This is a genomic window from Nesterenkonia marinintestina, assembly GCF_025420485.1.
GTDB classification, from domain to species: Bacteria; Actinomycetota; Actinomycetes; order Actinomycetales; family Micrococcaceae; genus Nesterenkonia; species Nesterenkonia marinintestina.
The window spans coordinates 235,502-247,112 of record NZ_JAOEFD010000002.1; the positions used below are offsets into that span (position 1 = coordinate 235,502).

Genomic DNA, 11,611 nt, shown 5'->3' on the forward strand with positions numbered 1-11,611 from the left:
GTCGACTCCAGGGTGAGGAGGGTCGGATGGAGGACCCGCGCCGACGCATCCCGCGCACCGACGTCCTCGCCGCACTGGAGCCGGTGCGCGCGGCCGAGCGGTCGCTGGGGCGCACGGTCGTGCGAGGCATGATCAGAGGCGTCCAGGAGACTGCGCGACGAGGTGAGATCGCTCCTGAGGCGGTCGAGCAGCGGCTGCTGGAGCTGCTCGCCGGACGCCGCCCCTCCTCGCTGCGGCCCGTGCTCAACGCCACCGGAGTCGTCATCCACACCAACCTCGGTCGGGCACCGCTCGCGGAGTCCGCCGTCCGAGCCCTGACAGAGGCCGGGGGCTACGTCGACGTCGAGATGGATCTGACCACCGGCTCCCGCGCCAGGCGCGGCGAGGCCGCACGGGCGGCCCTGCTGCAGCGCTGTCCGGCGGCCGAGGACGCCCTGGTCGTCAACAACGGGGCCGCCGCCCTGGTGCTGGCCACCACCGCACTCGCCGGCGACGCCGAGGTCGTCGTCAGCCGCGGCGAACTCATCGAGATCGGTGCAGGATTCCGCCTGCCCGACCTCATCGCCTCCACCGGAGCCCGCCTGCGAGAGGTCGGCACCACCAACCGGACGCACCTGTCGGACTACTCCGCCGCCCTCGGGCCGCGGACCGGATGTCTGCTGAAGGTCCACCCCAGCAACTTCCGGGTGGAGGGATTCACCGCCGAGGTCGAGGTCGCGGAGCTGAGCGGCCTCGCCGCCTCGCACGGAGCGCCCCTGGTGGTCGACATCGGCAGCGGCCTCTTCGACGCCGATCCGCTGCTGCCCGAGGAGCCGGACTTCGACGCCGTGCTGCGCGCCGGCGCGGACGTCGTCATCGCCAGCGGGGACAAGCTGCTCGGCGGACCGCAGGCCGGCATCGTCCTCGGCCGCGCCGAGGCGGTGGCGCAGCTGGCGCGGCACCCGCTGGCCCGGGCCGTACGTGCCGACAAGCTGACGCTGGCGGCTCTCGAGGCCACCCTGCACGCCGACGAGACTCCGGTAGGGACGGCGCTGCACGTGTCCCGCGACGATCTGCTGCGTCGGTCGGAACGGCTCGCCCGGGCCCTCGACGTCACGGTCGTCGAACATGACGGACGTGTTGGAGGGGGAGGGGGAGCAGGTGTTCCGCTGCCCGGCGTCGCCGCGGCCCTGCCCGAAGCGGCCGCCGCTCCGCTGCGCACAGGAGACCCGGCCGTGCTGCCGAGGCTCACCGACGGATGGTGTCTGATCGACCTGCGATGCGTCCCCGAGGACCGCGACGACGAGGTCCTGTCCGCCGCTCGCACGGCGCTGGAGGCGATCCGGTGAGGCGTCTCCTCGTCGCCACCGCAGGACACGTCGACCACGGCAAGTCCGCGCTGGTGCGTGCGCTGACCGGCGTCGAGCCGGACCGCTGGGAGGAGGAGCGCCGCCGGGGCCTGACCATCGATCTCGGATTCGCGGCCACCCGCCTGCCCTCCGGGCGGGACGTGGCCTTCGTCGACGTCCCCGGGCACGAACGCTTCCTGGACAATGCGCTGGCCGGACTGGCCGCGGCACCGGCGGTCTGCTTCGTGGTGGCCGCCGACCAGGGGTGGCAGCGGCAGTCCGACGACCACCGTGACGCGATCGCTGCGCTGGGCATCGGGACCGGGGTCCTGGTCATCTCTCGCTGTGACCTCGCCCCTGACGCCGTGGACGAGGTGCGGCGGCGCGTGCGGGCGGAGTTCGCCCCGACGGGGCTGGCGGAGGCGCCGATCGTCGCGGTCTCCTCGACCACCGGCGACGGGCTCGACGAGCTCCGGGCCCGGCTCGACGGGCTGCAGGTGTCCTCCGGAGCCGCCGGGGAAGATCGCCCGGACGGGGACGACGATGCTCCGGTCAGGCTGTGGATCGATCGCGCCTTCAGCATCTCCGGCGCCGGCACCGTGGTCACCGGAAGCCTGGGTGCCGGGCGGATCGCCGGGGGCGACCGACTCCGGCTGGTCGGACGACAGGCCGATCGGCAGGTCGACGTCCGAGGAATCCGACGGCACGACGAGGACGTCGCCGAGGTGGGCGCCTGGAGCCGGGTCGCGCTCAACCTGAGGGGTCTGGCCGCCGAGGACCTGGGACGCGGCGATGTGCTGCTCGCCCCCGAGCGATGGCACCTCACCGAGACCGTCGACGTCCGCCGGGCCTCGGGCCTGCCCGTCGACCAGGTGGGCGAGCACCTGAGCATGTTCGTGGGGACGGCGGCCGTGCCGGTGCGGGTGCGGGCGCTGGACGGCGACCATGCACGGCTGCGACTGTCCCGTCGGCTTCCGCTGCGGCTGGACGACGCGGCGGTGCTCGTGGATCCCGGCGGCGGAGGAGTCCGTGCCGGTGTGCGGGTCATGGACGTCGACCCTCCGGAGCTGACCAGGCGCGGAGCCGCATCCGCCCGCGCCCGGACTCTTCGGGGTCGACCGCCCGGCGGCGATCTCGCCGCCGAGGTGCGTCGGCGCGGCGCCGTCTCCGTCGACGCCCTGGTCCGTTTCGGAGTGGTCGGGTCCCGGACCGCTGATCCCGGGGCGGAGTCGGTGCGGCGCATCGCAGATCTGTTCGTCGACGCCGATGCTGTGCAGGCGTGGGCGACGACCCTGCGCCGGAAGGTCGTCGAGGCGGAGTCCGGGGAGCCGCTCACCGACGGGATCACCCGGGGTGCGGCACTGGACCTGCTCGGGCTTCCGGAGTGCGCGCGCAGGGAGCCGGCGGTCCTCGACGCCGTGGTCGTCGCCGCGGAGGTGCAGGAGCATGCGGGTCGGCTGCGCACCGCGCTCCGTCGGGACCTCGGGGACGCGGAGGCTGCGATGCAGATGCTCGAGCGTCGTCTGCGGCAGGATCCCTTCCGGGCTCCCGAGGCGGACGAGCTCCGTGGGCTGGGCCTCGGTCGGCGCGAGCTGGCGGCGGCCGAGGCGCGCGGCCGGGTGCTGCGCCTGCCCGGCGAGGTCGTCCTGCTCCCGGACGCACCGGCGCGGGCGATGCGGGTGCTGAGCTCCCTGGAGCCGGAGTTCACGGCCGGCCGGGCGCGCGAGGCGCTGGGCACCACGCGACGAGTGGCGATCCCCCTGTTGGAGCATCTCGACGGACGCGGCTGGACGCGGAGGATCGATGCCGGACGACGGACTGTGGTGCGCTGATTCCGCGATAGTGTCGATGCGGTGCGCACACCGTCCGCGCAGTATGCAGCAGTACGTATAAATATGTAGACTGTCGGCTGAGCCCCGACCCCCTCCCAAGGAGCGCAAACGATGACTGACCGTATCGTGCTGGCCTACTCCGGCGGCCTCGACACCTCTGTGGCCATCGGCTGGATCGCCGAAGCCACAGGCTCCGAGGTCGTCGCCGTCGCCGTCGACGTCGGACAGGGCGGCGAGTCCCTCGAGACGGTGCGTCAGCGGGCGCTGGACTGCGGCGCCGTCGAAGCCTATGTGGCCGACGCGCGCGACGAGTTCGCCGAACAGTACTGCATGCCGGCGCTGAAGGCCAATGCGCTCTACATGGACGCCTACCCGTTGGTCTCGGCGATCTCCCGTCCGGTGATCACCAAGCACCTCGTCGCCGCCGCCCAGCAGTTCGGCGCCTCCACCGTCGCCCACGGATGCACGGGCAAGGGCAACGACCAGGTCCGCTTCGAGGTCGGCATCCAGACCCTCGGGCCGGAGCTGAAGTGCATCGCTCCGGTGCGGGACCTCGCCCTCACACGTGACAAGGCCATCGAGTTCGCGGAACGCCACGAACTGCCCATCGAGACGACCAAGTCCAACCCGTTCTCCATCGACCAGAACGTGTGGGGACGTGCCGTGGAGACCGGTTTCCTCGAAGACATCTGGAACGGCCCCACCAAGGACGTCTACGACTACACCGAGGACCCCGCCTTCCCGCCCGCCCCCGACGTCGTCGGCATCACCTTCGACGCCGGTGTGCCCACCGCGATCGACGGCCGGGCCGTGACGCCGCTGGAGGCCGTCGAGGAGCTCAACCGTCGCGCCGGCGCCCAGGGAGTCGGCCGGATCGACATCGTGGAGGACCGCCTCGTGGGCATCAAGTCCCGCGAGATCTATGAGGCCCCGGGCGCGATGGCGCTGATCGCCGCGCACCGGGAGCTGGAGAACATCACATTGGAGCGCGAGCAGGCCCGATTCAAGAAGACGGTGGACCAGCGGTGGACCGAGCTGGTCTACGACGGCCAGTGGTACTCGCCGCTGAAGCGGAACTTGGACACCTTCGTCGACGACACGCAGCAGTACGTCTCCGGCGAGATCCGGCTGCGTCTGCACGCCGGCGCGGCCGTCGTCGAGGGACGCCGCTCGGAGACGAGCCTGTACGACTTCAACCTGGCGACCTACGACACCGGAGACGCCTTCGACCAGTCCTCGGCGCGCGGGTTCATCGACATCTTCGGCCTCTCCGCGAAGGTCGCATCCGAGCGGGAGCAGCGCCTCCACGGCCGCCCCGACCTCTCCGGCGTCGACTCGCTGGAGCAGTGAGGAGGGACGCCGAGATGACCGAGCACCGCGGGACCAACGAGGGCGCACTGTGGGGCGGGCGCTTCAGCTCCGGACCCGCCGACGCCCTGGCCGAGCTGAGCCGCTCCACGCAGTTCGACTTCCGGCTCGCCCGCTACGACATCGCCGGATCCCGCGCCCACGCGCGGGTCCTGCACCGCACCCGGCTGCTCAGCGACGCCGAGCTGACGGGGATGCTCGAGGCCCTGGACCGCCTGGAGTCCGACGTCGTCTCCGGCGACTTCGGTCCGGCGCCCTCCGACGAAGACGTGCACGGGGCCCTCGAGCGCGGACTCCTCGAACGCGCCGGCGAGGAGCTCGGCGGCCGGCTGCGCGCAGGGCGCTCCCGGAACGATCAGATCGCCGCGATGGGCCGAATGTTCCTGCGGGACCACGCCCGGGTCGTGGCCGAACGGCTGATCGGCGTGGTCGACGCGCTCATCGCCCAGGCCGAGGCCCACCCGGAGGCCCCCATGCCCGGGCGGACCCACCTCCAGCACGCGCAGCCGGTGCTGCTCAGCCATCACCTGCTGGCCCACGGCTGGGCGTTCCTCCGCGACCTGCAGCGACTGCAGGACTGGGACGTCCGTGCGGCGGCCTCGCCGTACGGCTCCGGGGCCCTGGCCGGCTCCTCCCTGGGACTGGACCCCCAGCCCGTCGCCGAAGAGCTGGGGTTCGAGGAGGCCGCCTGGAACTCCATCGACGGCACGGCGTCGCGCGACGTCTACGCCGAGTTCGCCTGGGTCTCCGCCATGATCGGGGTCGACCTCTCCCGCGTCAGCGAGGAGGTCATCTTCTGGGCCACCAAGGAGGTCGGATTCGTCACCCTCGACGACGCGTTCTCCACGGGCTCCTCGATCATGCCGCAGAAGAAGAACCCCGACGTCGCCGAGCTGGCCCGCGGCAAGTCCGGCCGGCTGATCGGAGACCTCACCGGGCTGCTCGCCACCCTGAAGGCGCTTCCGCTGGCCTATAACCGGGACCTCCAGGAGGACAAGGAGCCGGTGTTCGACGCCGTCGACACCCTGGAGCTGCTGCTGCCGGCGGTCTCAGGGATGATCGGCACGCTGAGGTTCCACACCGAGACCATGGCGCGCCTGGCGCCGGAGGGCTTCGCCCTGGCCACCGACGTCGCCGAATGGCTGGTCCGTCAGGGCGTGCCCTTCCGCTCGGCCCACGAGATCTCCGGAGAGGCGGTCCGCGCGGCCGAGGCTCGCGAGGCCGAGCTCTGGGACCTCACCGATGAGGAGTTGGCCGGGATCTCGGAGCACCTGACTCCTGCGGTGCGGGAGGTGCTCCACACCTTCGGGTCGCTGCGGTCGCGCTCCTCCCGCGGCGGTACGGCCCCCTCGGCGGTGGCCGAGCAGCTGGCGGAGCTGAAGGCTCGACTCGAGCCGCTGCGTCGGTTCGCGTCCTCGCCCGGCAGCATCGTCGGTGCCGACGACGTCGGCTGAGCCGCGGCCCACGGTCATGGTGCGTCCGCGGTCGGCCTCGTACGGCCTGGTCGCCGCGGCCGTGGTCCTGACGACGACGCTCACCGGATGCGGCGACGACGAGGACCCCGACCCGCCCCGTCCACCGGAGGCGCCGGCGCAGGAGCTCCCGGAGCCGGCGGTGGAGCCGCTGGCCGACGGGCCCGCCGCACCGGTGGCCGAGCTGGCGGACCGCGAGTGGGTCACGCGCACCGCCGAGGTCGTCGGCATCCCCGAACGGGCCCTGATCGCATACGCCGGGGCGACTGCGGCCCTGATCGCGGAGCGGCCGGACTGCGGGCTCGGATGGAACACGCTCGCCGGCATCGGAGAGGTCGAGACCGGCCACGGCACGCACGGAGGCTCCCGCATCGGGTCGGACGGTCGCACCGAGCCCGAGATCGTCGGCCCCGCACTCGACGGCGGGGAGGGGGTCATGGAGATCCCCGACACCGACGGCGGCGAACTCGACGGCGATGACCGGTGGGACCGGGCGGTCGGTCCGATGCAGTTCATCCCCACCACCTGGGAGGAATGGTCACGGGACGGCACCGGTGACGGAGCCCCAGACGTCCACCACATCGACGACGCCGCGCTGACCGCGGCCGCCTACCTCTGCGGCCAGGGTGAGGACATGACCACCGACGAGGGTTGGAACGCCGCGATCAACGCCTACAACCGATCCGTGCCCTATGCCGTCGACGTCGCCGAGCATGCCGACCGGTACGCCGCCGATGCGGAATCGGCTGAGGCAGAACAGGATGAAGCAGAACAGGAGGAGGGATGACCGACGCCGCACATCTGCACCGACTCTTCGACGGTCACGCCGTCGCACTCGCACCGGCTCTGCTGGGATGCGAGCTCACCGTCGACGTCACCGGCGGCGACCGCCCGGGATCGGTCACCGTGGTCCTCACGGAGGTGGAGGCCTACGGAGATCAGGGGGAGGACCCCGGGGCACACTCGTTCCGAGGCCCGACTCCCCGCAACGCCTCACTCTTCGGGCCGCCGCGGCGCACCTACGTCTACCTCAACTACGGGATCCATCGCTGTCTGAACCTCGCCTGCGGGCCCGAGGGCACCGCCGGCGGTGTGCTGCTGCGCGGCGCCGAGGTCCTCGACGGCCGGGACCTCGCCGTCGCCCGCCGGGGACGGGACACCGGCGAGAAGCTGCTCTCCGGGCCGGGCAACCTCGGACAGGGGCTGGGCATCACCTTGGAGATGGACTCCTCGCCCCTGGTGCTCACCGAGGCCGATGCCGGTGCCGATGCCGATGCCGATGCCGGTGCCGATGCCGGTACCGATGCCGGTGCTGATCCGGAGGCCGACGCACCGGTGCGCCGGAGGTCGGCGGGCGGCAGCGAACCGGCACGGTTCGTCCTGCGCCGGCCGTCAGGACGGCCGGGTCCGGTGAGCAGCGGCCGGCGGGTCGGGGTCTCCGGCGTCGGAGGAGGCGGAGCGTATCCGTGGCGGTGGTGGCTGACGGGTCGTCGCAGCGTCTCCGCCTATCGCCCCGGACGCGACGTACCGGCGTGACCGGATCCGACGGCCGGACACGGGTAGACTGGATGGCCGTCCGCACTCGCACCGCTTCCGACCGGGAAGGCACTCCCGATGAGCGCAGCACATCTCCCTGAGAGGGCACAGGCCCTGCGACCGGCCGAGGAGGCCGACGGCGTCGTCGTGCCCCGCATCGACGCAGGTGTGGAGCAGGAGCGCGACTACGTGGCGATGCTGTACTCGCGTCTCGACGCGCTGCGTCGGGAGAAGGAGGCCCAGCTGGCCCGGGTGCGCGGCACCGGAGCGGTGGGCACGATGCAGAACATCTCGGAGCGCGACGCCTTCGCCACGATGTACGAGGATCGCCTGGCCCAGCTCAACGCCGTCGACGACCGCCTGGTGTTCGGCCGGCTGGACCTGGACTCCGGGGAATGCCGCTACATCGGTCGGCTGGGCCTCATCGACGAGGAGCGTCGGCGGCTCATGCTGGACTGGCGGGCACCGGAGGCCGGTGTCTTCTATCAGGCCACGGCCTTCGAGCGGCGGGGGGTGCGGCGTCGCCGGCATCTGATGCTGCGCCGCCGAGACGTCCAGGGCATCGAGGACGAGGTCCTGGACCCCGACCTGCTCGAGGAGACCACCGAGAACCACGGCGACGGGGCGCTGCTCGCCGCACTGACCGCCCGACGCACCGGTCGGATGGGCGACATCGTCGCGACGATCCAGGCGGAGCAGGACCGCATCATCCGCGCACCGATGCCGGGGGTGATGGTCGTCCAGGGCGGGCCCGGCACCGGCAAGACGGCCGTGGCGCTGCACCGTGCCGCCTATCTGCTCTACAGCCATCGAGAGAGGCTGAAGTCCGCCGGAGTGCTGATCGTGGGCCCCGGCTCCACCTTCATGTCCTACATCGAGCGCGTGCTGCCCTCGCTGGGAGAGACGGGCGTGGTCATGTCCTCCCTGGCCGAGCTCTACCCCGGGGTGCGTGCCGTCGAGGAGTCGGATCAGGCGGTGGCCGAGCTGAAGGGCCGCCTGGTGATGGTCGACGTCGTCGCCGCGGCCGTGGCTCAGCGCCGCCGGGCGATCTCCGCACCGCGGACCGTCACCGTGGACGGCGTCCAGGTGTCGGTCACCCCGGCGATGATCCAGCGGGCCCAGGACCGTGCCCGGGCCACCGGAAGACCGTACAACGAAGCCCGCACCACGTTCGTGAAGATCATGGTCCGAGAGATCGCGGAGAAGCTCGAACGGATCCTCTCGAAGCGTGCCGAGGGCAACGAGGCGGACCGCTCGTACCTCGTCGAGGACGTCCGCGGGGCGCGGGACGTCCGAGTGCTGCTGAACCTGTGCTGGATGCCGCGTTCGGCCCAGCAGCTGATCGCGGACCTGTGGTCCAGGCCGGCCGATCTCGCGGCCGCGGCCCCTCAGCTGAGCGAGGCGGAGCGCAGACTCCTCCACCGTGAGGCGGGGGAGCCGTTCACCGTCGCCGACGTCCCGCTGCTCGACGAGGCCGCCGAGCTCCTCGGAGACCTCGACGAGAGCGCCGGCCGGGAGGAGGCCCGCCAGGAGGCCCAGCGCCGACGGGACCTGGAGAACGCCGAGAAGGCCCTGGAGAACGCCCACTTCCAGCTCGAGGACATCGGCATCGACGGCGTGGTCTCGGCCGAGGACGTCGTGGCCCTGAACGCCGAGTCCGACGACCGTCTCACCGCCGCCGAGCGGGCTCGGGTGGACCGCACGTGGACCTTCGGCCATGTGGTGGTGGACGAGGCCCAGGAGCTCTCACCCATGCAGTGGCACGTGCTGATGCGCCGGTGCCCGATGAAGTCGTTCACCGTCGTCGGCGACATCGCCCAGGGCGCGTCCGCCTCGGCCGCGCACACCTGGGAGCAGGCCATGGGTCCGTTCGTGGGGGACCGGCTCCGCATCGAGGAGCTCACGGTCAACTACCGCACTCCGCGGCGCATCGTCGACCTGGCCGAATCGGTGGCCGAGGAGCACGGACTGCAGATCACGTCTCTTCGGACCGTGCGCGAGGGGGACCATGATCCGGTGGTCCGCCGGGTCGACTCCGTCGAGGGACTCCCGGCGGCCGCGGTGGAGGCGGTGACGGTCGAGAGGGCCCGCATCGGTGAGGGTCTGGTCGCGGTGATCGCACCGCACCGGGTCATCGCAACGACCCGGAGGGCGCTCACCGAGGCGTTCGGAGGGCGGGTCGGCTCCGGCGCCGGATCCTTGGACCAGGACGTCGTGGTCCTCACCGCCGAGGACGCCAAGGGGCTCGAGTTCGACGCCGTCGTGGTCGTGGAACCTGCGGAGCTGCTGGCTGAGGCCGGTGGCCGGGTGGGGAACCTCTACGTGGCCCTGACCCGCCCCACCCATGCCCTGCACGTCCTCTCCGCCGACGAGCCGCCGCCGGGGTTCTGACCTCCTCGGGCCGCTCAGGCGGCCCCGCCCGCAGCAGTGCTAACGTACGGAAGGTGATGGACGAGAGCACCGTGGAGACCAATCTGGCCCTGGCCGAACAGCGCAACGACCCGAGCTTCGACAACGTCTGGCAGGAGCTGAGGTGGCGCGGCCTCGTGCACAACTCCACCGACGAGGCCGCGCTGGAGGAGGCGCTGGCTGGAGACCCCATCACCTACTACTGCGGCTTCGATCCGACGGCCGCCTCCCTGCACCTGGGTCACCTGGTGCAGCTGCTCACCATGCGTCGCTTCCAGCTGGCCGGACATCGTCCGCTGGCATTGGTCGGCGGCTCCACCGGCCTGATCGGTGACCCCCGACAGTCCGGCGAGCGTGTGCTCAACACCCCGGACGTCGTGCGCGGGTGGGCGACGAGCCTGCGCCGACAGATCGAGCACTACATCGCCTTCGACGGGGAGAACCCGGCGACCATGGTCAACAACCTGGACTGGACCGAGGGCATCAGCGCCCTGGAGTTCCTGCGGGACATCGGCAAGTACTTCCGCGTCGGCTCCATGATCAAGCGCGACATCGTGGCCAAGCGGTTGGACTCGGAGGACGGGCTCTCGTACACGGAGTTCAGCTACCAGATCCTTCAGGGCTTCGACTACCTCCAGCTCTTCCGCCGCTACGGCTGCACGTTCCAGTTCGGCGGATCCGACCAATGGGGGAACATCACCTCCGGCACCGAGCTGGTGCGTCGCGTGGAGAACGCCAAGGTCCATGCCCTGGGCACCCCGCTGATCACCAACTCCGACGGGACGAAGCTGGGCAAGTCAGAGGGGAACGCCATCTGGCTCGACTCGGAGCTGTGCTCGCCGTACACCTTCTACCAGTACTGGCTCAACACCGCCGACGCCGACGTCGTCGACAGGCTCAAGGTGTTCACCTTCCGGAGCCGAGCTGAGATCGAGGACCTCGCTGAGTCCGCCGTCGAGCGGCCCCAGGCCCGAGAGGCGCAGCGCGCGCTGGCCTGGGACGTGACCTCCCTGGTCCACGGCGAGGAGGTCACCGCTCAGGTGATCGAGGCGTCGAAGGCGCTGTTCGGACGCGGCGCGGTGGAGGAGATCGACGAGGCGACGCTGCGGGGGGCCGCCGCCGAAGTCAGCACCGTCGACGCGGTGCCGGGGGAGACGACCGTCGTCGACCTTCTCGTGGGTTCGGGTCTCGTGGGTTCGAAGTCTGAGGCCCGTCGGACGGTGAAGGACGGGGGTGCCTACGTGAACAACGAGAAGATCGATGACGGAGAGGCTGCGGTCCCCGCCGCCTCATGGCTCCACGGGCAGTACCTGGTGCTCCGCCGGGGCAAGCGGAACCTGGCGATCGCGGTCGCCCAGGGCTGAGGCTGATCACCGGCGACCGGTGGTGGTACAGCTCACGCCGTGCACGTTTGCGTCGCCCGGCGCAGTCTGACTAGAGTGAATGACCGTGCCGAGGGCACAGGAACGGTCTTCCGAGACGGTCCCGGATCTCGGCCCAGAGCGACATATCGTCGACCAGCTCCTTCAGATCGACTCTGAGGCGCTGAGCCCGCAGAACCGGCCCACAGGGGCTGAGTTGACAGGTTCGGCCGCAGAGCTAAGATGGAGAAGTTGCCGTCTGGACACGGACAGCGGAGACCGAGCAGAGATTGCACGGAGAGCGC

The 11,611-nt window shown here is 71.4% G+C and carries 8 protein-coding genes; all 8 read left to right on the plus strand.

Annotation, left to right across the window (positions count from 1 at the left end):
• Positions 1–26 precede the first annotated feature (26 nt).
• The 8 genes from selA (at position 27) to tyrS (ending at position 11,309) form a co-directional block, all read left to right on the plus strand.
• Positions 27–1,328 (plus strand): L-seryl-tRNA(Sec) selenium transferase, encoded by a 1,302-nt coding sequence (selA, locus tag N7E59_RS03310; protein WP_261623489.1) that lies wholly within the window; start codon positions 27–29, stop codon positions 1,326–1,328.
• On the plus strand, positions 1,325–3,160 hold the full coding sequence (locus tag N7E59_RS03315) for a selenocysteine-specific translation elongation factor (protein ID WP_261623490.1): 1,836 nt from the start codon (positions 1,325–1,327) through the stop codon (positions 3,158–3,160). Before selA ends, N7E59_RS03315 begins: the two co-directional genes overlap by 4 nt.
• 111 nt (positions 3,161–3,271) lie before the next feature.
• A complete protein-coding gene (locus tag N7E59_RS03320) occupies positions 3,272–4,510 on the plus strand; it encodes an argininosuccinate synthase (protein ID WP_261623491.1) in 1,239 nt (412 codons plus the stop codon).
• Between the two features lie 14 nt (positions 4,511–4,524).
• Positions 4,525–5,982 (plus strand): argininosuccinate lyase, encoded by a 1,458-nt coding sequence (gene argH / locus N7E59_RS03325; protein ID WP_261623492.1) that lies wholly within the window; start codon positions 4,525–4,527, stop codon positions 5,980–5,982.
• The gene (locus N7E59_RS03330; RefSeq protein WP_261623493.1) at positions 5,963–6,787 is read left to right on the plus strand and encodes a lytic transglycosylase domain-containing protein; all 825 of its coding nucleotides are present in this window, start codon (positions 5,963–5,965) and stop codon (positions 6,785–6,787) included. The genes argH and N7E59_RS03330 overlap by 20 nt, the downstream gene beginning before the upstream one ends.
• Positions 6,784–7,536 carry a DNA-3-methyladenine glycosylase gene (locus N7E59_RS03335; protein ID WP_261623494.1) on the plus strand — a complete coding sequence of 251 codons (753 nt, stop codon included), beginning with the start codon at positions 6,784–6,786 and terminating at the stop codon, positions 7,534–7,536. The genes N7E59_RS03330 and N7E59_RS03335 overlap by 4 nt, the downstream gene beginning before the upstream one ends.
• A 195-nt stretch (positions 7,537–7,731) precedes the next feature.
• Complete coding sequence (locus N7E59_RS03340; RefSeq protein WP_261623505.1) at positions 7,732–9,927, plus strand: HelD family protein; 2,196 nt, start codon at positions 7,732–7,734, stop codon at positions 9,925–9,927.
• Positions 9,928–9,983: 56 nt separating this feature from the next.
• The gene (tyrS, locus tag N7E59_RS03345; protein WP_261623495.1) at positions 9,984–11,309 is read left to right on the plus strand and encodes a tyrosine--tRNA ligase; all 1,326 of its coding nucleotides are present in this window, start codon (positions 9,984–9,986) and stop codon (positions 11,307–11,309) included.
• Positions 11,310–11,611: the final 302 nt, after the last annotated feature.